Below are 19,019 nucleotides of genomic sequence, written 5' to 3' on the forward strand. Positions count from 1 at the left end.
ATGAGCACGCTTCGTTCGATCCTCGTCCATCTCGACGGCACGGACCGCGCCGAGGTGCGCCTGCGCCTGGCGCACCGCCTCGCGGCCCTGCACGAGTCGGCCTTGACCGCGCTCTTCGCGGTGTCGCCGTCCGTGCTGGCGGTGCTGCCGATGATCGGCGGCCTGCCTCCCATGCCGATGGCCGGAGACATAGACCCCGACCACCGCGCCCACGCCGCAGCGGTGTTCGAGCGCCTGCTGCAGGACCACGCCAGCCGCAGCGACTGGCGCGAGCTGCGCGGCGAGCCCGTCGTCGAGAGCTTCGTGCAGCATGCGCTGACCAGCGATCTCATGGTGCTCGGGCAGCGCGATCCGCGCGACAAGGCCGGCTTCGACGTGCCGGCCGATTTCGTCGAGGCGGTGGTGCTCGCCAGCGGCAAGCCGGCCCTGGTCGTCCCATTCGCGGGCAGGGTGTCCCCGAACCCCGCAAAGGTGCTGGTCGCGTGGCGCGGCGTGCGCGAGTCCGCCCGCGCGCTGGAAACCGCCCTGCCCATGCTGCGCTCGGCACAGGAGGTCCACCTCGTGGCTTCGGCCAGCGGCTCGGATCCCGAGCCCGGGATGGCGATGTCGAGGCTGCGCGACTACCTTCGCCTGCACGGCGTCAGGCGGACGCAGGAGCACAGGGCGCCCGCTGAAGACAGGCGTGCCGGCGAGGCGCTGCTGTCGCTGGCGCAGGAGACCGGCGCCGGCCTGATCGTCATGGGTGCGTATGGTCACAGCCCCGCGCGCGAACTCGTGCTCGGGGGCGCCACGCGCACGGTGCTGGAATGGGCCGCGGTTCCGGTCTGGATGGCGCACTGAAGGGCGGCCCCACCTGCCCCCCACCTGCCCCCACCTGCCCTCACCCGCCGGAGCTGCTCATCCGGCTTCCTTCCACATCCAGGCCAGGGATTCGGGCGCCTGCTCTTCCGGCACCTCGAAGCGGATCGCCGGGCGCGGCATGGTGGTCGAAGTAGCGCACGTGCGCGCCCTCATCGAGCAGGCGCAGGAGACCGGCACGGTTGCGCAGCATCGAGATGTCGAACACGTTGACTTCGTCGCCGGCCCTTGCCGGGACGCCCTGCAGCAGCGCGATGCTGCGCTTGAGGCCCGTCACCAGCCGGACGGCGCCAGGCCGGTGCAGCCGCCATTGCACGGCCGCGCAAAGACCGTCGGCGTCGCCGTTGCAGACATCGAACCTCGTGGCCATCGTCCAGCCCTGCCCGGGTGCCTCAGGCGGGAATGCGCCAGGAGCCGTCGCTCTGGCGGCATGCGCTGCCGCCGATGCCGTCGGGACGGCCGCCCACCGTCACTTCGAGCCGGAATTCGCGGCAGCGGACGCCGCCGCGGTCGAAACTGCGCGTGGGCGTGAAGACGAAGCTGTCGCCGGTATCGCGATTGCGCCAGGCCGAAGACTCGCCGTTCGGAAGGGTCTCGAGCGCGCTCGCCACACGGCGGCGGTCGCCGTCGTCCATCGACCTTGCCGCCACGCTGCCGGGTGCGGAAGCCGCGAGCGAGCCGGTGAGCATGGCGCCGCCCGGCGCGGCCGGCGGAAAACCGCCGCAGGCTGCCACGAGGGCTGCGGCCACGATGGAAACCGAAAGTGCCGCAACAGGCTTCATCCGCAACTCCTCGGCGCCGGTGCTTTCGAGTGCGTTCAGGCGTATGAACGCAGTCGGCGCGAAAAATCCGCCAGTGGCGCGATGCCGCTCGCCTCGGCGCGCTGGCACCAGTCCTGCAGTTGCCTGGCGAGCTGCTCGCCCGTGGCGGTGGAACGGCTCCACAACGCGGTCAGCTCGCCGCGCATCGAATACATCGTAGCCAGCGCCTGGGAGGCCTTCAACGCCTGCATCACCTGCTGCTGCCGCGAGGGCCCGAGCAGGCCCTGGTCCTTGCCGAGCCAGGGCTTGACGGCCTTCAGGGCTCGCGCGGCCTCCGGCGAAATGCCGCGCAGGCGGCCGAGCTCGGCCACGCAGGCTTTCTTGAGCGAGCGCGTGTAGTTCGACAGCACGTCGTAGTGGCAGCGGACGATCGCCTGCACCGTGGCCAGGTCGACGTTCGCCTTGGGCGCAACCAGGCGCGGCGTGGGCGCCACGTGCTTCACGCGGGCCAGGCCCAGCGCCTGCAGCGTGCGGATGTAGAGCCAGCCGATGTCGAACTCGAACCACTTGCTCGAAAGCTTCGCCGAGGCCGGAAAGGCATGGTGGTTGTTGTGCAGTTCCTCCCCGCCGATCAGGATGCCGACGGGAAAGATGTTCGTGCTGGCGTCGCGGGCCGGCCAGTTGCGGTAGCCCCAGTAGTGGCCGATGCCGTTGACCACGCCGGCCGCCCAGAACGGAATCCACGCGATCTGCGTGAGCAGCACCAGCGCGCCCGGCACGACGCCGAAGAGCGCCATGTCCACGACGCCCATCAGCACGATGCCCAGGGTCTTGTGCCGCGAGTAGAGATGCCGCTCCAGCCAGTCGTCGGGCGTGCCCTGGCCGTAGCGTTCCAGGGTCTCGGCGTGCCGCGCCTCGCGCATGTAGAGAAGCACGCCGCCCCACAGCACACGGTTGAGCCCGTGCACCTGCGGGCTGTGCGGGTCTTCGGGGGTTTCGCACTTGGCGTGGTGCTTGCGGTGCACCGCGGCCCACTCGCGGGTCACCATGCCGGTGGTCAGCCAGAGCCAGAAGCGGAAGAAGTGGCTCGCCGCGGGGTGCAGGTCGAGCGCGCGGTGCGCCTGGTGGCGGTGCAGGAAGATGGTCACGGAAGCGATGGTGACGTGCGTGAGCGCGAGCGCGGCCAGCAGCACGCCCCACCACGGAAGATCCAGGACGCCGGAGTAAAGCAGGGATTGCATTCGTACCTCTTGAACAGTGCCGGCGATTCTGCGGACCGCCGCGGCGCGGACCTTGATGCAGGTCAACACCCGTCGTCCGTTTTTCCGGCCTGCGAGACCACCCGCCGGAACTTGCCGCTGCGCCCGCACTTCGTGCTCTCGCCCGCGCGGCACTGGATGCGCACGCCCCTCGCGCCCTGTGCTTCGAGGAACGCCGCGAGCGCCTCGCGGGCCTTGTGCAGGGTCCGCTGCGCCTTCTCTCCCTCGCCACGGGTTTTCAGCAGCAGGTCGCGCGGCCCCTGCTGCACCAGCTGGGAGTCGAACAGGCCGGCCTCCTCCTCGAGCACCGTGCTCACCGCCAGCGGCACCACCTTCACCGCCGGCATGCCGGCGCCGCCGGGCAGGCACAGCGTATCGTCGTCGCGGCCGTGCACCTCGATGGCCGGCAGGTGCGATCCGCATCCGCAGGGCTCTGCCAGCACCCTGACCCGGTCGCCCAGGTCGTAGCGGATCAGCGGCTGCAGGTGGTTGGCCAGGTTGGTCAGCAGGGTCGTGCTTCCTGCGTGGCCGGACGGCACCGCCCGGCCGTGCGCGTCGACCGGCTCCAGGATCGCCCAGTCGCTGTTCAGGTGCAGCACGCCCCGCGAGCATTCGAAGGCCAGCGACAGGAACTCCGACGCGCCGTAGCTGTTGGCCACCGGGCAGGCGAACGCCTCCCTCAGGAAGGCGCGGCCTGCCTCGGAGAGCGTTTCGCCGCCGGTCCAGATTTCGCGCGGCGCGGCTTTCAGCCGGCCGGCCTCCCGCTCCTGCGCGAGCACGATGGCGGCGCTGGGATAGGTGGCCACCACCGTGGGGCTGAACGCATCGAGCTCGGCGCACAGCCTGTCCAGCGGCTGCAGGAAGGAAATGCCGCGCAAGCGCGGCGCGAGGCCGGACTGCAGGCGGCGCAGCCGCTCGACCGATACGGTGCTCGCGAAATGCCCGCCGGTCGCGCCCACGAAGGCGATGCGCTCGGTCAGGCTCCATGGGTCGAACAACCGGTCGAGGGGCCGCAGCAGCGGACGGCGCAGCGCCTCCAGCGCGTCGTACACGGCCATCGCGCGCGCGTCCTGCACGAAGATCGCGGGCTCGCCGGTGCTGCCCGAGCTTTCCCATGCCGTGTAGGGCCCGAGGCAGTCGGCCGCGATGTTCGCCGGCTCGGCGACGAAGCGGCGCAGTGCCGGCAGCGAGAGCGCCGGGTCGCAGACCCAGTCGGCGAAGTCGCGCATCAGTTCCGCCTTGCGGGACACCGGCAGTTCTTCCAGCCGCACGGTGGCCGGATCGCAGCCCGCCAGCGGGCGCCGGTACCGCGGCGAATGTGCCGCCGCGGCCGCGACCAGTTCCGCCAGCCGCTGCGAGCGCAGCGCTGCGAGCGCCCCCGCGCCCGCGTTCGTGGCCATCGAGACCTCGGCCGCGATTACGTACGCCTGCCACGGATCAAATATCGGCGGCATCGGGCGCGGCTCCAGACAAACGGGTATCCATGGCGGACTCCTTGCTGACGGAGCTTGCGCCGTTGTCCGCGCGACGGGTTGACATGCATCAAGCCGGCGGGCCGTTCGGCCTTGCACGATGGGCGCCCCGCCACACAGCCATCAACGCCATGAGCATCCGACATCTGGACCGCCTGCTGTCGCCGGTCTCCGTCGCCGTGTTCGGCGCTTCCAACCGGCCCGCCAGCGTCGGCGCCACGGTGTGGCGCAACCTGCGTGCAGGCGGCTTCACTGGCACGGTGCACGGGGTGAACCCGAAACACGCCTCGCTCGACGGCGTGCCCGTCTTCCCCGACGCGGCGCACCTGCCCGCCGCGCCCGACCTGGCGCTGATCTGCACGCCCCCGGCCACCGTGGCGCCGCTGATCGCCGAGCTGGGCGCGCTGGGCACCCGCGCGGCGGTGATCATCACCGCCGGCCTGGACCCGAGGCAGAAACAGGCGGCGCTGGATGCGGCCCGCCCCTTTACCCTGCGGCTGCTGGGCCCCAACTGCCTGGGCCTGCTGAGCCCCCACATCGGCCTGAACGCCAGCTTCGCGCACACCGACGCGCTGGCGGGCGACGTGGCCTTCGTCTCGCAGTCGGGCGCGCTGGTCACGGCCGTGCTCGACTGGACGCGCAGCCGCGGCGTGGGTCTGTCGCACCTGGTCTCGCTGGGCGAGCACTGCGACGTCGACTTCGGCGACCTGCTCGACCACCTGGCCAGCGATGCGCGCACGCGATCGATCCTGCTGTACGTGGAGTCCATCGAATCGCCGCGCAAGTTCATGTCGGCCGCGCGCGCGGCGGCCCGCAACAAGCCGGTGATCGTGCTGAAGGCCGGCCGCGCCGGCCACGGAATTGCCGCCGCTGCCTCGCACACGGGCGCGCTGGCGGGCTCCGACGCGGTCTACGACGCCGCGCTGCGGCGCGCCGGAAAGCTGCGCGTCGACACGCTGCAGGAGCTCTTCGTCGCCGCGCAAACCCTGTCGCGCTTCCGGGGCAACGGCCACGGCGGGCTCACGGTCATGACCAATGGCGGAGGCGCCGGCGTGATGGCGGCCGACGCGGCCGCGCGCGAAGGCGTGGCGCTGGCCGACCCCGGCTGCGCCCTGCTCGCCCGCCTCGACGCGCTGCTTCCGGCGAACTGGTCGCGCGCCAACCCCATCGACATCATCGGCGACGCGCCGGCCGAACGCTATGCCGAGACGCTCGGCGCGCTGCTGGCCGACGCGTCGGCCGGCGCGGTGCTCTTCATGCATGCGCCCACGGCCATCGTGCGCAGCGAGGACATCGCGCGCGCCTGCCTGCCGCTGGTGCGCGGCCACGCCTCGCGCGTGATGAGCGCCTGGCTCGGCGACGATGCGGTGGCCCAGGCGCGCAGGCTCTTCGAGGATGCCGGCGTGGCCGACTACGCCACGCCCGAAGAGGCGGTGCACGCCTTCGCGATGCTGCAGACCTACAGGCGCAACCAGGAGATCCTGATGGAGACGCCGGGCACCGGCCATGGCGCCGTGCCGGACGCCGCCGCGGTGCGCGCCACGCTGGGCTCGGCGCTGGCCGAGCAGCGCGAATGGCTCGACGAACAGGAGGCCAAGTCGCTCCTGCAGGCCTACGGCATCGAGACGGTACCCACCGTCGCCGTCGCGCCGACGGCCGAGGCGGCCGTCGAGGCTGCCAAGGGGCTGGGATACCCGGTGGCGCTGAAGATCCTCTCGCGCGACATCACGCACAAGTCGGACGTCGGCGGCGTGCGGCTGGGCCTTTGCGACGAAGCCGCGCTGCGCAGCGCGGCCGGCGAGATGCTCGACGCGGTGAGGAACGCCAGGCCGCTGGCGCGGATCGACGGCTTCACCGTGCAGCACTCGGTGCACCGCCCGCATGCGCAGGAGATCATCGTCGGCGCCAGCGTCGATCCGGTCTTCGGCCCCGTGATCCTCTTCGGCCAGGGCGGCACGGCGGTCGAGGTCGCAGGCGACACGGCCATCGCGCTGCCGCCGCTGAACCGCGCGCTCGCCGCGGAGCTGGTGTCGCGCACGCGCGTGTCACGCCTGCTGGCGGGCTATCGCGACCATCCGCCGGCCCGGCTCGATGCGCTGCACGACGTGCTCGTCGCGGTCTCGCGGATGCTGGCCGACCTGCCGCAACTGGCGGAGCTGGACATCAACCCGCTGTGGGTCGACGAGAACGGGGCACTGGCGCTCGACGCGCGCATGCGGGTGTCGCGCATGCCGGCGCACGGCACCGGGCGCTTCGCGATACTGCCCTACCCCGACCAGTGGGTGCGCACGCAGAAATGGAACGGGCGCGAGATCGTGGTCAGGCCGATCAGGCCCGAGGACGAGCCGCAGCACCGGCGCTTCCTGGAGTCGCTGGACGCGGAGGACATGCGCATGCGGTTCTTCTCGGTGCGCAAGGAAATGGCCCGCAGCGAGCTCGCGCGGCTGACCCAGATCGACTACGACCGCGAGATGGCCTTCATCGCCGAGGACATCGATGCGCAGGGCAACGCCCACACGCTCGGCGTGGCCCGCACGGTGAGCGACCCCGACAACGTCGAGGCCGAGTTCGCCATCGTCGTGCGCTCCGAGCTCAAGGGCCAGGGGCTGGGCGCGATCCTGTTCGATCGGCTGATCGAACATGCGCGCAGCCGCGGCACCGCACGGCTGGTGGGCGTCGTGCTGCGCGAGAACACCCGGATGCTGAAGCTCGCGGCCGCGATGGGCTTCAAGGCCGATCCGGCGGAGCCGCCCTCGTCGGGCCTGCGGCGGATGGTGCTGCAGCTGAGGGCTTGAGCAGGCTGGTCGCGCTCGGCGGCGTGAAGCCGTAGAAGCGGTCGTTCAGGTAGCGGGCGACTTCCATGATGTCCTGGTCGCGCCAGCCCAGCGAGGAGGCCTGCTGCCAGCGCCGCACCTGCTCCTCGAGGCTGTCCCAGTCGTTGACCAGCTTCCTGCCGCGCCAGTGCATCTTCTCGTTGTGGCAGGCGACGCAGTTGGTGTTGTAGAGCAGTTCGCCCCGGGACTGGGCCGAGGCGGTGCCGCCGAGCAGGCCCGCACAGGCCGCCAGTGCGAGCGCGACGGCCGGCATGGTCCGGCCGGCCGCGCGGCGGGCTTCGGACAGGAAGGGAATCCGGCGCATGGGGCTCTCCTTTTCGAATGTGGACGATGGATCGCATCCTCTCGCGGCAACCGCCGACGCGCTTGATCCAGCGCAACGGAACTCCTGCGGCGAGCGCCTAGATTGAAGCTCCCTCAACCCACTCATGGAGCAAAGCGCATGAACACCGCACTGTCCCGCCTGGACCGCATCGAAAACCTCTTTCCCGACATGATGCGCCGCTGGGCGCGTCCCCTGCAGCTGATCGACGAGGCCGAACTGCCGGCCGACATCCGGCTCGACATCAACGAGAACGACAAGGAATACCTCGTCACCGCCGAGATCCCCGGCGCCAGGAAGGAAGACGTGCGCGTCTCCATCGACGGCAGCTACGTCTCCATCTCGGCCGAGATCAGGAAGGACGAGGAAAAGAAGCAGGGCCGCTCCATCGTCCGCGAGACCTATCGCGGCAGCATGTCGCGCGGCTTCTCGCTGGCCAGCGAAGTCGACGACAAGACCGCCGTGGCGAAGCTCGAGGACGGCGTGCTGCACCTCACGCTGCCCAAGCGCGAAGGCTCGGCCCGCACCACGCTGAAGATCCAGTAGCCGTCACGCGACCGGCACCGCCGGCAGCGGGCTCCCCGCGAGGGCCGCCCGGCTTTCGAAGAAGCAAGGAGCCCGCATGCTGAGCGCCTACATCACCCACGCAGACTGCGCGCGCCACGACATGGGCGCGGGCCATCCGGAAAGCCCGCAGCGGCTTTCCGCCATCCACGACCGTCTGCTGATCGCGGGCCTGCTCGACTACATGGCCCCGTACGACGCCCCGCTTGCCACGCATGCCCAGCTGGCACGCGCGCACACGATGTCGCATGTGCGCGAACTCGTCGCGATGGCGCCCGTCGAGGGGCACCGCTTCGTTGACCCCGACACCCTGATGAACCCGCACACCCTGCAGGCCGCGCTGCGCGCCGCCGGGGCTGCGGTGCTGGCCACCGACCTGGTGCTGGCCGGCGAGGCGCCCACGGCCTTCTGCAACGTGCGCCCGCCGGGCCATCACGCCACGCGCGACGCGGCCATGGGCTTTTGCTTCTTCAACAACGTGGCGGTGGGCATCCGCCACGCGCTGGACGTTCACGGCCTGAAGCGCGTGGCCCTGATCGACTTCGACGTGCACCACGGCAACGGCAGCGCGGACATCTTCCGCGACGACGAGCGCGTGCTCATGTGCTCCATCTTCGAGAAGGGCATCTACCCTTTCGCGGGCGAGGGCGACAACGGCCCGCGGATGGTGAACATCGGGCTGCCCTCGCACTCGGGCGGCGATGCGTTCAGGGCGGCCGTCACCGGGCACTGGCTGCCGGCGCTCGAAGCCTTCGCGCCGCAGCTCGTGTATGTCTCGGCGGGCTTCGACGGGCACAGGGAGGACGACATGGGCAACCTCGGCCTGGTGGAGAACGACTACGCCTGGGTCACCCGGCAGATCATGGAGGTGGCGCAGCGGCATTGCCGCGGCCGCGTCATCTCTTGCCTCGAAGGCGGCTACGCGCTCAGCGCGCTCGCCCGCAGCGCCGCCGCGCACGTCAAGGTGCTGATCGGCGCCGACTGACCGCGGCGCCGGGCCGCGGCCAGCACGCGGCCTCGTTCAGTGCCCGCTCGCGCCATGCGCGCCAATGCCTGTCTCGGAGCGCACCTGCTGCGCGAGGAAACCGCCCCGGTCCACCTGCGCTCGCGCGCTGCGGTCGAGCACCGAGAACAGCCAGATGCCCACGAAGGCGATGCTCATCGAGAACAGGCACGGCGAGGTGTACGGGAACAGCGAGGAGCCGGGCGGGTTGCCGAAGGTGGCCTCCCACACAGAGGGCGACACCACCGTGAGCGCCACCGAGGAAACCAGCCCGAGGAAACCGCCGATCACCGCCCCGCGCGTGGTGCAGCCCTTCCAGAGCACCGACATGAAGAGCACCGGGAAGTTGGCCGAGGCCGCGATTGCGAAGGCCAGCGACACCATGAAGGCGATGTTCTGCTTCTCGAAAACGATGCCCAGCAGCACCGCCAGCGCACCGAGCGCCAGCGTGGTGATCCTGGACACCCGCAGCTCGGCCGCGCTGCCCGCGTCGCCCTTCTTGATGACGGTGGCGTACAGGTCGTGCGAGACGGCCGAGGCGCCCGAGAGCGTGAGGCCCGCCACCACGGCCAGGATGGTGGCGAAGGCCACCGCCGAGATGAAGCCGAGGAACACGTTGCCGCCCACCGCATTGGCGAGGTGGATCGCCGCCATGTTGCCGCCGCCCTTGAGCAGGCCCTTGGCATCGAGGAAGTCCGGATTCGTCAGCACGAAGGTGATGGCGCCGAAGCCGATGATGAAGGTCAGCAGGTAGAAGTAGCCGATCCAGCCGGTCGCCCACATGACCGACTTGCGCGCCTCCTTGGCGCTGGGCACGGTGAAGAAGCGCATCAGGATGTGCGGCAGGCCGGCCGTGCCGAACATGAGCGCCATGCCGAAGGAGATGGCGGAGATCGGGTCCTTCACGAAATTGCCCGGCCCCATGATCGACTGCCCGATGCTCGCGGCCACCTCGGCGGTCTTGCCGTCCTTCAGCGCCAGGTCGGTCTTGACCTTGACCGCGCCAGCGAACATCGCCTCGGGGCTGAAACCGAAGTGCCAGAGCACCGAGATCGCCATGAAGCTCGCGCCGCCCAGCAGCAGGCCGGCCTTGATGATCTGCACCCAGGTCGTGGCCGTCATGCCGCCGAAGAGCACGTACACCATCATGAGCGAGCCCACGATGACCACCGCGACCCAGTACTCGAGGCCGAACAGCAGCTTGATGAGCTGCCCCGCGCCCACCATCTGCGCGATGAGATAGAACGCCACCACCACCAGCGTGCCGGAGGCCGCGAAGATGCGCACCGGCGTCTGCCTGAACCTGAAGGCCGCGACGTCGGCGAAGGTGAACTTGCCGAGGTTGCGCAGCCGCTCCGCCATCAGGAAGGTGATGACCGGCCAGCCGACGAGGAAGCCGATGGAGTAGATCAGCCCGTCGTAGCCGGAAGCCATCACCGCCGCCGAGATGCCGAGGAACGATGCCGCCGACATGTAGTCGCCGGCGATGGCGAGCCCGTTCTGGAAGCCCGTGATGCCGCCGCCGGCCGTGTAGAAGTCGGACGCCGAGCGGGTACGTGCCGCGGCCCACTTGGTGATGAAGAGCGTTCCCACCACGAAGAGGCCGAACATGCCGATGGCGGTCCAGTTGGTGGCCTGCTTCTGCAGCTGGCCCAGGTCGGCGCCAGCCGCAAGAGCGCCCGCCGAGACCGCGCCCAAGGCAAGAAGGACGGCGGCGGATCGCATGCGCAGGAGATGTGCGTTCATGGCTTGGCCACCTTTTGCACGGCCTCGACCACGGCGTCGGAGAGGGTGTCGAACTCCGCGTTCGCACGGCGCACGTAGTAGCCGGTGATGGCCACGGTGAAGACGATCACGCCGAAGCCGATCGGCATGCCAAGGGTCATGACGCCTTCGCCCATGCGTCGCGCCAGGAACTCCTTGTCGAAGGCCACCAGCAGCACGAAGCCGTAGTAGGCGGCGAGCATCAGCACCGCCAGCGTCCAGCCGAAGCGGTCGCGCCGGCGCTTGAGTTGCTTGTACTGCGGATTCGCGGCAATGCGCGCGACCAGATCGTCTTCCATGGAGTCTCCTTGTGTGCGATGGCCCCATTAGGAGTGCACGCGCCGCATCGAAGCTTGCGCTGGCGCAAGGTTTTCTCCTTCACCGTCGGCAAGATCGCGCCACCACCCCCACGAAAGACACGAGACATGAACGCTCCCGACCTCCCGTCCCGTCTTCCGGTCTATGCGCCCCCGGAAGCACTCTCCCGCACCGCGCATATCGCCGGTCGCGCCGCATACGACGCCCTTGTGGCCGAGGCCGATGCCGACCACGAGGGCTACTGGGCTCGCCTTGCGCGCGAATTCATCGGCTGGAAAACGCCGTTCACCAAGACGCTCGACAGCAGCGATGCGCCCTACTACCGCTGGTTCGAGGACGGCACCCTCAACGTCTCGTGGAACTGCCTCGACCGCCAGGTGGAGGCCGGCAAGGGCAGCAAGGTGGCGATCATCTTCGAGTCGGACGACGGCAAGGTCACTCGCACAACCTATTCGCAACTGCTCGCGCAGACCTGCCGCATGGCCAACGCGCTGAAAGCGCGCGGCGTGAAGAAAGGCGACCGCGTCGTCATCTACATGCCGATGTCGGTCGAAGGCGTGGTCGCGATGCAGGCCTGCGCGCGGCTGGGCGCGGTGCACTCGGTGGTGTTCGGCGGCTTCTCGGCGCACGCGCTGCGCGACCGCATCGCGGACACCGGCGCCGCCGTGGTCATCACAGCCGACCAGCAGGTGCGCGCGGGCAAGCAACTGCCGCTCAAGGCAATGGTCGACGAGGCGCTCGCACTGGGCGGCTGCGAGGCGGTGGAGTCGGTCATCGTCTACCGCCGCACCGGCGGGCCCATTGCATGGACGCCGCGCGATCTGTGGATGCACGAGATCACTGAAGCACAGGGCGACAGCTGCGAACCCGAATGGGTAGGCGCCGAGCACCCGCTGTTCCTGCTCTACACATCGGGCTCGACCGGCAAGCCGAAGGGCGTGCAGCACTGCAGCGGCGGCTACCTGCTGCATGCGGCACTCACCACGAAGTGGACCTTCGACATTCACGATGACGACGTGTTCTGGTGCACGGCCGACATCGGCTGGGTCACGGGTCACACCTACATCGCCTACGGTCCGCTGGCCATCGGTGCGACGGAGGTGGTGTTCGAGGGCGTGCCCACCTTCCCCGACGCGGGGCGCTTCTGGCAGATGATCGAGCGGCACGGCGTCACGGTCTTCTACACCGCGCCAACGGCTATCCGCTCGCTCATCAAGGCAGCCGAAGGCAACTCCGCCGTTCACCCCGATCGCTACGACCTGCGCAGCCTGCGTGTGCTCGGCTCGGTCGGCGAGCCGATCAACCCGGCCGCGTGGGAGTGGTATCGCAAGCACGTGGGCGGCGGCCGCTGCCCGGTGCTCGACACCTGGTGGCAGACCGAGACCGGCGGCCACATGATCACGCCGCTGCCGGGCGCCACCGATCTCGTGCCGGGATCGTGCACCCTGCCCTTCCCGGGCATCGCGGCGGCCATCGTCGACGAGACCGGCAACGACGTGCCCGACGGCGAGAGCGGCCTGCTGGTCATCAAGAAGCCCTGGCCGAGCATGATCCGCGCGGTGTGGGGCGACGACGCGCGCTACCGTTCGAGCTACTACCCGCCGGAGCTGCGCGGCTACTACCTGGCGGGCGACGGCGCCGCTCGCGATGCGCTCACGGGCTACTTCACCATCGGCGGGCGCATCGACGACGTGCTGAACGTCAGCGGCCACCGCATGGGCACCATGGAAATCGAATCGGCGCTCGTGGCCTGCACGGCGCTGGTGGCCGAGGCTGCGGTGGTGGGCCGTCCCGACGAGACCACGGGCGAGGCGATCTGCGCCTTCGTGGTGCTCAAGCAGCCGCGCCCCGTGGGCAAGGAAGGAGACCGCCTGGCCGCCGAATTGCGCGCATGGATCGGCAAGGAGATCGGCCCCATCGCCAAGCCCAGGGAGATCCGCTTCGCCGACAACCTGCCCAAGACGCGCAGCGGCAAGATCATGCGGCGCCTGCTGCGCTCGGTGGCCAAGGGCGAGGCGATCGCGCAGGACGTGTCGACGCTGGAGAACCCGGCGATCCTCGATCAGCTGACCGAGACGCACTGAGCCAACTGGCTACCCGCCCGCCGGATGCCGGTGCACGGCAAGCGCATCCACCGGGATGCGCAGGTACGCGACGCCGTTGTCGTCGGCCGGCGGCAGCCGTCCGCCGCGCACGTTCACCTGGATCGAAGGCAGGATCAGCGTGGGCACGTCCAGCCTCGCGTCGCGGGCGGTTCGCATCGCCACGAACTCGTCGGCGCCGATGCCGTCGCGCACATGGATGTTGTGGGTTCAGTCTCCATGCACGGGTGCCGGGCGGCTTGACACACATCAAGCCGCCGGCGCCGCCGTGGCGATGTTGATGTGGCGCAAGCCCGGCCGCGGGGGGCGAGGAAAGAATCTGGCTGCCCGTCGCGCCGGGGCCGGCGGCGGGCACCCGTTGAAAGCGGCCCGAGGAGAAACCCATGTCCGTCTACAAGCACGTGCTGGTTCCGCTGGATGGCAGCCCCACGGCCGACTGCGGCCTGCAGGAAGCCATCCGCCTGGCCGGCGAACTCGGAAGCAGGCTGCGCCTGCTCCACGTGGTCGACGACTTCCCGATGCTGATGGAGATGTCGAGCGTCTCCAGCTTCGAGGCCGGCCTGCAGAAGGCGCGCGAATACGGCGAATCGATCCTCGCGCGCGCCCAGGCCAGGGCGACGGCCGCCGGGGTCGAGGCCGAGACCGTGCTGCGCGAAGTCACGCAGGAGCGGATCGCCGAGGTCGTGACCGAAGAAGCCACGAAGGCCGCCTGCGACCTGATCGTGATGGGAACCCATGGCCGGCGCGGCCTCAGCCGGCTGGCGCTCGGCAGCGACGCCGACCGCGTGGCGCGAAGCAGCCCCGTGCCCGTGTTGCTGGTGCGCGCGAAGACGACGCCAGGCTGAAGGCACATCACCGAACACACCACCACGACAACAACCCACAGGAAGAAGCATGACCTCAGACACACTGCGCAACCTGCTGGCGTCCGCGGCCCTCGCCGCCGGCGCCTGCGCATTCGCCGCCGACTACACAGCGCCCGGGCAGCTCAGTCCACCGGAGAGCGCGATGCAGAAAGCGGGTGACGCGACGCGCGCGGAAGCCGGCCGGGCCGCACGCGACGCGGAAAAGGCTGCCCGCCAGGCAATGAATGCCGCCAGGTCGGCCGCGGACAAGAGCAAGGCCACCGCCGGCAAGGTGTCGAAGGCCCTGGCCGAAGGCATCCGCCAGGCCGCGCGAAAGGCGGCCGAAGCGGCAACGCGCCTGGAAGAAAAGACCGCGGCATCGGCGGCCAAGGCGGTCGACGAAGGCAAGGACGCCGCGCGTGCGGCCCAGGAAGAAAGCGGCAAGGCTGCCCAGGCATCGAGGGAAGCCCTCGCCCGGGCGGAGGAATCGGTGAACCGGTCCGCGCAGGCCGGCAAGGAAGAAGCCGAGAAGGCAGCGCAGGCCACGCGCGAGGCGCTCGACAAGGCTGAAGAAGCCATGCGCTCGGCCGCCAAGGCTGTCGCCGACGCCTCGGCGCACACGCTCGAAGCGGCGAAGCGCAAGGCCCGTCCCGCGGGCACCGAAGGAAAGTGACGCCCGTGCCAGATCGCCGGAAAGGACGACCATGAATCCCGACATCCAACTCAGGCACGACGTCTTCGCCCAACTCAACTGGGACCCCGCCGTCAACGGCTGCGACGTCGACGTGTTCGTCAAGGACGGCGTCGTGACCCTGCGCGGCCAAGTGGCCGACGAGGCCCGGCGCGCCGCCGTGGAGCGGGCCGCGCGCCGCACCGAAGGACTGACGACGCTGCTGAACAGGCTCGTCGTGCTGCCGCCGAGGCAGACGGCGCCGGAGTCCGGCCCGGCCGGCGCGTATCCGACCTGAGTCCGCAGCGGCGGCGGCAGGCAGCGGCGCAAGGCGCGCCCCTCGTGCCGCCAGCTCTGCGAGGCAAGGCGCCGTCAGTGCGCCATCAGCAGGGGGACGCCCGAGCGCATCAGCACTTCGCGGGTCACGCCGCCCAGCAACTGCTGCTGCACGCGGGCATGGCCGTAGCCTCCCATCACGAGCAGATCGCTGGCGAGCACCCCGGCGCGGTCGAGCAGCGCTTCGGCGATGCGCAGCGATGTCACCAGTCGCTCGACGCTGGCCTGGACGCCGTGGCGCAGCAGCCAGCCGCTCAGGTCCTCGGGGTCGGGCGCCGGCGGCGAGGCTGCGGCCGGCTCCCTGCGCAAGGACAGCAGCGTGACATGCGTGGCGCTGCGCAGCAGCGGCAGCGCGCCGCGCAGCGACATGGCGGCTTCCCTGCTGCCGTCCCAGGCCACGAGGATCCTGTCGAGGCTCGCCGAGGCGAAGCGCACCGCGCTCGGAACGATGAGAACCGGCCGCCCCGCATTCAGCATCACGTCCTCGGGCAGCCGGTTCGCCGCTTCGCACACTGCCGCGGCCTCGTCGGCCTGCCCGACGACGATCAGGTCGCTGGCCCGGCCGTGGTGGACCACGGCCTGCACCGGATCGCCGTCCACAAGCCGTGCATCGCTGGAGGACGCAGCAGGCCGTATCCGGCTGTGGAACACATGGGCGACGGTTTCGGCCCTCCTGCGCAAGTACAGCGAGGCCTCGACGATCGTGCGGTCCAGATCTCCTGAACCACGCGGCGCCGGGCCTGTTCCGGCCGGGGCCCAGGTGGGCACGATGCCCATCAGATGGCTGCCGTGCAGCCTCGCGAGCCGTGCCGCCAGGCGGGTGCGGACCTCGCAGCACTCGGTATGGTCGAGGTGCACCGAGATGGTCGAAAGCGTCATGCCCGCCGCCTTGCCGTGGCGGCCTTGCGGCCTGCGTTCACCCGGTGCTCGGAAGGCGCGGACGCCAGGGCACCGTGCAGCGTGCGCAGTGCTTCGCTCACCACGGCCTTTCGCGAAGGCTGGGCTTGCGCGGCCTGGTGGGCGGCCGCCGCGGGCACATGCGCAGGTCGATCCGGCTCCCGAGGCCGCAGCACCCGCATCGGCGCCATGGCCAGCGCGGGCCAGTCCTCGGCGCGCATGACCGCATCCGTCTCGGCGCGGGTCAGCGCGATGCAGTCCTGCAGCACCCGCGATCCGATCGTCTCGAACATCGAAAGGGCGTGCAGCCAGATGCCGTACTGGGCCTTGCACAGCGCCAGCGGGAAGGTGAAGTCGGTGCTCATGGCGTGTTCTCCTGGCCCGAGGGGCCTTGCACGAATGCTGGCGCCGCACGGCCTTGCCGGGTTTGCGCGGGATCAAGGCAACACAAAGCCGCGCTTCCTGTATCGGTTGTTACGGGTTTGACCGACATCAACCCGATGCGCGCCCATGTGCCCATACTGGAGCGTCGATCCATCCTCCCGGGAACTTCGACATGCCCTCTTCTTCCCCGAACCGGCGGCTCCGGACGACTTCGCGCTGCTCGACGCCTGGTGGCGCGCCGCCAACTACCTGTCGGTGGGCCAGATCTACCTGATGGACAACCCGCTGCTGCGCGAAAAGCTCGCGCTCCAGCACATCAAGCCGCGCCTGCTGGGGCACTGGGGCACGACGCCGGGCCTCAACTTCGTCTACGCGCACATGAACCGCGCCATCAACGCGCGGGACCTCGACGCGATCTTCATCGCGGGCCCTGGCCACGGCGGCCCGGGCGTGGTCGCCAACACATGGCTCGAAGGCAGCTACAGCGAGGTCTATCCGGAGGTGGGGCGGGACGCCGCGGGCCTGCGGCGGCTGTTCACCCAGTTCTCCTTTCCGGGCGGCATTCCGAGCCACGCGGCGCCCGAGACCCCAGGCTCCATCCACGAAGGCGGCGAGCTGGGCTACTCGCTGCTGCATGCGTACGGCGCCGTGTTCGACAACCCGTCGCTGCTCGCCTGCTGCGTGGTGGGCGATGGCGAGGCCGAGACCGGCGCACTGGCGGCGAGCTGGCACTCCAACAAGTTCCTGAACCCCGAGCGCGACGGTGCGGTGCTGCCGGTGCTGCACCTCAACGGCTACAAGATCGCCGGCCCGACCGTGCTGGCGCGCATCGGCGAGGACGAGCTGACACAGCTGCTGCGCGGCTACGGCCACGAACCCTACTTCGTGGTGGGCGACGAGCCCGCCGACATGCACAGGCAGATGGCGGCGGCGCTGGACACGGCGCTGGATGGCATCCGCGCCATTCAGGCCAATGCCCGCGCCAACGGCTTCCGCGTGCGCCCCCGCTGGCCGATGATCGTGCTGCGCTCCCCCAAGGGCTGGACCGGACCGCGCCAGGTGGACGGCGTGCGGATCGAGGGCACCTTCCGCGCGCACCAGGTGCCGCTGGCCGATTTCTCCACGAAGCCGGCGCACGTCGAACTGCTGGAGCGGTGGCTGCACAGCTATCGCCCGGAAGAACTCTTCGATGCGGACGGCGCGCTTCGCCCCGAGATCGCCGCGATCGCGCCCAGGGGCAATCGCCGCATGAGCGCCAATCCGCACGCCAACGGCGGACTGCTGCTCAGGGACCTGGCGCTGCCGCCCTTTCGCGCGCACGCGGTGCCCGTGGCGGCGCCGGGCGCGACCGACGCCGAGGCCACGCGCGTCGCGGGCGCCTTCCTGCGCGAGGTCATGCGCGCCAGCGAACGGGAGCGCAACTTCCGCGTGATGGGGCCGGACGAGACCGCCTCGAACCGGCTCTCGGCCCTGTTCGAGGTGACCGGGCGAACCACGGCCGCGCAGGTGTGGCCGGGCGACGAGAACCTCTCGCCCGACGGCCGCGTGATGGAGGTGCTGAGCGAGCACCTTTGCCAGGGCTGGCTCGAGGGCTACCTGCTGACGGGGCGGCACGGCTTCTTCTCGTGCTACGAGGCCTTCATCCACATCGTCGACTCGATGTTCAACCAGCACGCCAAGTGGCTCAAGGTGACGCGCGGCATCGGCTGGCGCCGGCCGATCGCGTCGCTGAACTACCTGCTCACCAGCCACGTCTGGCGCCAGGACCACAACGGCTTCAGCCACCAGGACCCGGGCTTCCTCGATCACGTCGCCAGCAAGAAGGCGGAAGTGGTGCGCGTGTACCTGCCGCCCGACGCCAACACCCTGCTGTCGGTGGTCGACCACTGCCTGCGCAGCCGCGACTACGTGAACGTCATCGTGGCCGGCAAGCAGCCCGCGCCCCAGTGGCTGGACATCGAGTCGGCCATCCGCCACTGCACCACCGGCCTGGGCATCTGGGAATGGGCGAGCAACGACGAAGGCGGCGCGCCCGACGTGGTGATGGCCTGCGCCGGCGACGTGCCGACGCTGGAGACGATGGCGGCGGTCGACCTGCTGCGCGAGAAGCTGCCGTCACTGAAGGTGCGCGTGGTGAACGTGGTCGACCTGATGGCGCTGCAGTCTCCGGAAGCTCACCCGCACGGGCTGCCCGATGCGGACTTCGACGCCATCTTCACCGCCGACAGGCCCGTGATCTTCGCGTTCCACGGATATCCGGCGCTGATCCACCGGCTGATCTACAAGCGGCGCAACCATCCCGGCTTCCACGTGCACGGCTACTGCGAGGAAGGCACCACCACCACGCCCTTCGACATGACGGTGCTCAACCGGCTGGACCGCTTCCACCTCGCCGCCGACGCGATCGCCCGCGTACCGGGCCTGTGCGACAGCGCCGGCCACGTGCAGCAGCACCTGCGCGACAGGCTGCTGGAGCACAGGGCCTACATCACCCGCCACGGCAAGGACATGCCGGAGATCGAGGACTGGCGCTGGACCAGATAGCCCCGGCGCCGGATGCGCCTTCCGGCTGGGCCTCTAAGACGGGAGGCCCGCGCGGACAGGAAAACGCGGCGGATACGGCTTGCGGG

The 19,019-nt window shown here is 70.1% G+C and carries 18 protein-coding genes and 1 pseudogene; 9 read left to right on the forward strand and 10 right to left on the reverse strand.

Annotation, left to right across the window (positions count from 1 at the left end; translation table 11 throughout):
* The gene (locus AC1VNX_RS19500; protein WP_483158526.1) at window positions 1-840 is read left to right on the forward strand and encodes a universal stress protein; all 840 of its coding nucleotides are present in this window, start codon (window positions 1-3) and stop codon (window positions 838-840) included.
* A 40-nt stretch (window positions 841-880) separates the two neighbouring features.
* Here AC1VNX_RS19500 and AC1VNX_RS19505 read toward each other — a convergent pair whose 3' ends face one another.
* The 4 genes from AC1VNX_RS19505 to AC1VNX_RS19520 form a co-directional block, all read right to left on the reverse strand.
* Window positions 881-1,228 carry a hypothetical protein gene (locus AC1VNX_RS19505; RefSeq protein WP_483158527.1) on the reverse strand — a complete coding sequence of 116 codons (348 nt, stop codon included), beginning with the start codon at window positions 1,226-1,228 and terminating at the stop codon, window positions 881-883.
* A gap of 22 nt (window positions 1,229-1,250) precedes the next feature.
* Window positions 1,251-1,640 carry an RT0821/Lpp0805 family surface protein gene (locus AC1VNX_RS19510; RefSeq protein WP_483158529.1) on the reverse strand — a complete coding sequence of 130 codons (390 nt, stop codon included), beginning with the start codon at window positions 1,638-1,640 and terminating at the stop codon, window positions 1,251-1,253.
* A gap of 35 nt (window positions 1,641-1,675) precedes the next feature.
* Complete coding sequence (locus tag AC1VNX_RS19515) at window positions 1,676-2,860, reverse strand: DesA family fatty acid desaturase (protein WP_483158531.1); 1,185 nt, start codon at window positions 2,858-2,860, stop codon at window positions 1,676-1,678.
* Between the two features lie 62 nt (window positions 2,861-2,922).
* Window positions 2,923-4,332: a phenylacetate--CoA ligase family protein gene (locus AC1VNX_RS19520; protein ID WP_483158533.1), complete on the reverse strand. Its 1,410-nt coding sequence runs from the start codon at window positions 4,330-4,332 to the stop codon at window positions 2,923-2,925.
* 149 nt (window positions 4,333-4,481) lie between these two features.
* On the opposite strand from AC1VNX_RS19520, the gene AC1VNX_RS19525 reads away from it, so the two are divergent.
* Window positions 4,482-7,145 (forward strand): bifunctional acetate--CoA ligase family protein/GNAT family N-acetyltransferase, encoded by a 2,664-nt coding sequence (locus AC1VNX_RS19525; protein ID WP_483158535.1) that lies wholly within the window; start codon window positions 4,482-4,484, stop codon window positions 7,143-7,145.
* Here AC1VNX_RS19525 and AC1VNX_RS19530 read toward each other — a convergent pair.
* Entirely contained in the window at window positions 7,078-7,488 is a 411-nt protein-coding gene (locus AC1VNX_RS19530) for a c-type cytochrome (protein ID WP_483158537.1), read from the reverse strand. The two genes, AC1VNX_RS19525 and AC1VNX_RS19530, sit on opposite strands and share 68 nt — an antisense overlap.
* Window positions 7,489-7,626: 138 nt before the next feature.
* Here AC1VNX_RS19530 and AC1VNX_RS19535 point away from each other — a divergent pair, with 138 nt between their 5' ends.
* Entirely contained in the window at window positions 7,627-8,052 is a 426-nt protein-coding gene (locus AC1VNX_RS19535) for an Hsp20/alpha crystallin family protein (protein ID WP_483158539.1), read from the forward strand.
* Between the two features lie 76 nt (window positions 8,053-8,128).
* Window positions 8,129-9,055 (forward strand): histone deacetylase family protein, encoded by a 927-nt coding sequence (locus tag AC1VNX_RS19540; RefSeq protein WP_483158541.1) that lies wholly within the window; start codon window positions 8,129-8,131, stop codon window positions 9,053-9,055.
* Window positions 9,056-9,091: 36 nt separating this feature from the next.
* Here the strand turns inward: AC1VNX_RS19540 and AC1VNX_RS19545 are convergent, their stop codons facing one another.
* A complete protein-coding gene (locus AC1VNX_RS19545; protein WP_483158542.1) occupies window positions 9,092-10,819 on the reverse strand; it encodes a cation acetate symporter in 1,728 nt (575 codons plus the stop codon).
* Entirely contained in the window at window positions 10,816-11,136 is a 321-nt protein-coding gene (locus AC1VNX_RS19550) for a DUF485 domain-containing protein (RefSeq protein ID WP_483158544.1), read from the reverse strand. The genes AC1VNX_RS19545 and AC1VNX_RS19550 overlap by 4 nt, the downstream gene beginning before the upstream one ends.
* Before the next feature lie 126 nt (window positions 11,137-11,262).
* On the opposite strand from AC1VNX_RS19550, the gene acs reads away from it, so the two are divergent.
* The gene (gene acs / locus AC1VNX_RS19555) at window positions 11,263-13,239 is read left to right on the forward strand and encodes an acetate--CoA ligase (RefSeq protein ID WP_483158546.1); all 1,977 of its coding nucleotides are present in this window, start codon (window positions 11,263-11,265) and stop codon (window positions 13,237-13,239) included.
* A 9-nt stretch (window positions 13,240-13,248) separates the two neighbouring features.
* Here acs and AC1VNX_RS19560 read toward each other — a convergent pair.
* A pseudogene (locus AC1VNX_RS19560) lies at window positions 13,249-13,461 on the reverse strand (MBL fold metallo-hydrolase); the annotation flags it as partial.
* Between the two features lie 179 nt (window positions 13,462-13,640).
* Between AC1VNX_RS19560 and AC1VNX_RS19565 the strand changes: the two are divergent.
* The 3 genes from AC1VNX_RS19565 to AC1VNX_RS19575 are packed head-to-tail and all read left to right on the forward strand — an operon-like array spanning window position 13,641 to window position 15,070.
* On the forward strand, window positions 13,641-14,102 hold the full coding sequence (locus tag AC1VNX_RS19565; protein ID WP_483158548.1) for a universal stress protein: 462 nt from the start codon (window positions 13,641-13,643) through the stop codon (window positions 14,100-14,102).
* Window positions 14,103-14,151: 49 nt separating this feature from the next.
* Window positions 14,152-14,775, forward strand: a complete 624-nt coding sequence (locus AC1VNX_RS19570) for a hypothetical protein (protein ID WP_483158550.1) — start codon at window positions 14,152-14,154, stop codon at window positions 14,773-14,775.
* A gap of 31 nt (window positions 14,776-14,806) precedes the next feature.
* Complete coding sequence (locus AC1VNX_RS19575; RefSeq protein ID WP_483158552.1) at window positions 14,807-15,070, forward strand: BON domain-containing protein; 264 nt, start codon at window positions 14,807-14,809, stop codon at window positions 15,068-15,070.
* A 74-nt stretch (window positions 15,071-15,144) separates the two neighbouring features.
* Here the strand turns inward: AC1VNX_RS19575 and AC1VNX_RS19580 are convergent, their stop codons facing one another.
* Together AC1VNX_RS19580 and AC1VNX_RS19585 are read right to left on the reverse strand one after the other, a co-directional pair.
* Window positions 15,145-15,987, reverse strand: a complete 843-nt coding sequence (locus tag AC1VNX_RS19580) for a universal stress protein (protein WP_483158554.1) — start codon at window positions 15,985-15,987, stop codon at window positions 15,145-15,147.
* Window positions 15,984-16,370: a hypothetical protein gene (locus AC1VNX_RS19585; RefSeq protein WP_483158556.1), complete on the reverse strand. Its 387-nt coding sequence runs from the start codon at window positions 16,368-16,370 to the stop codon at window positions 15,984-15,986. The genes AC1VNX_RS19580 and AC1VNX_RS19585 overlap by 4 nt, the downstream gene beginning before the upstream one ends.
* A 145-nt stretch (window positions 16,371-16,515) precedes the next feature.
* On the opposite strand from AC1VNX_RS19585, the gene AC1VNX_RS19590 reads away from it, so the two are divergent.
* Window positions 16,516-18,933: a phosphoketolase family protein gene (locus AC1VNX_RS19590; protein WP_483158558.1), complete on the forward strand. Its 2,418-nt coding sequence runs from the start codon at window positions 16,516-16,518 to the stop codon at window positions 18,931-18,933.
* Window positions 18,934-19,019: the final 86 nt, after the last annotated feature.

The sequence above is a fragment of the Variovorax sp. TLI9-5A genome (assembly GCF_056867935.1).

Bases quoted from the DNA above. Each gene is read 5' to 3' on its own strand.
- AC1VNX_RS19500 (WP_483158526.1), top strand. From the start codon at position 1: ATGAGCACGCTTCGTTCGATCCTCGTCCATCTCGACGGCACGGACCGC.
- AC1VNX_RS19505 (WP_483158527.1), bottom strand. From the start codon at position 1,228: ATGGCCACGAGGTTCGATGTCTGCAACGGCGACGCCGACGGTCTTTGC.
- AC1VNX_RS19510 (WP_483158529.1), bottom strand. From the start codon at position 1,640: ATGAAGCCTGTTGCGGCACTTTCGGTTTCCATCGTGGCCGCAGCCCTC.
- AC1VNX_RS19515 (WP_483158531.1), bottom strand. From the start codon at position 2,860: ATGCAATCCCTGCTTTACTCCGGCGTCCTGGATCTTCCGTGGTGGGGC.
- AC1VNX_RS19520 (WP_483158533.1), bottom strand. From the start codon at position 4,332: ATGCCGCCGATATTTGATCCGTGGCAGGCGTACGTAATCGCGGCCGAG.
- AC1VNX_RS19525 (WP_483158535.1), top strand. From the start codon at position 4,482: ATGAGCATCCGACATCTGGACCGCCTGCTGTCGCCGGTCTCCGTCGCC.
- AC1VNX_RS19530 (WP_483158537.1), bottom strand. From the start codon at position 7,488: ATGCGCCGGATTCCCTTCCTGTCCGAAGCCCGCCGCGCGGCCGGCCGG.
- AC1VNX_RS19535 (WP_483158539.1), top strand. From the start codon at position 7,627: ATGAACACCGCACTGTCCCGCCTGGACCGCATCGAAAACCTCTTTCCC.
- AC1VNX_RS19540 (WP_483158541.1), top strand. From the start codon at position 8,129: ATGCTGAGCGCCTACATCACCCACGCAGACTGCGCGCGCCACGACATG.
- AC1VNX_RS19545 (WP_483158542.1), bottom strand. From the start codon at position 10,819: ATGAACGCACATCTCCTGCGCATGCGATCCGCCGCCGTCCTTCTTGCC.
- AC1VNX_RS19550 (WP_483158544.1), bottom strand. From the start codon at position 11,136: ATGGAAGACGATCTGGTCGCGCGCATTGCCGCGAATCCGCAGTACAAG.
- acs (WP_483158546.1), top strand. From the start codon at position 11,263: ATGAACGCTCCCGACCTCCCGTCCCGTCTTCCGGTCTATGCGCCCCCG.
- AC1VNX_RS19565 (WP_483158548.1), top strand. From the start codon at position 13,641: ATGTCCGTCTACAAGCACGTGCTGGTTCCGCTGGATGGCAGCCCCACG.
- AC1VNX_RS19570 (WP_483158550.1), top strand. From the start codon at position 14,152: ATGACCTCAGACACACTGCGCAACCTGCTGGCGTCCGCGGCCCTCGCC.
- AC1VNX_RS19575 (WP_483158552.1), top strand. From the start codon at position 14,807: ATGAATCCCGACATCCAACTCAGGCACGACGTCTTCGCCCAACTCAAC.
- AC1VNX_RS19580 (WP_483158554.1), bottom strand. From the start codon at position 15,987: ATGACGCTTTCGACCATCTCGGTGCACCTCGACCATACCGAGTGCTGC.
- AC1VNX_RS19585 (WP_483158556.1), bottom strand. From the start codon at position 16,370: ATGAGCACCGACTTCACCTTCCCGCTGGCGCTGTGCAAGGCCCAGTAC.
- AC1VNX_RS19590 (WP_483158558.1), top strand. From the start codon at position 16,516: ATGTGCCCATACTGGAGCGTCGATCCATCCTCCCGGGAACTTCGACAT.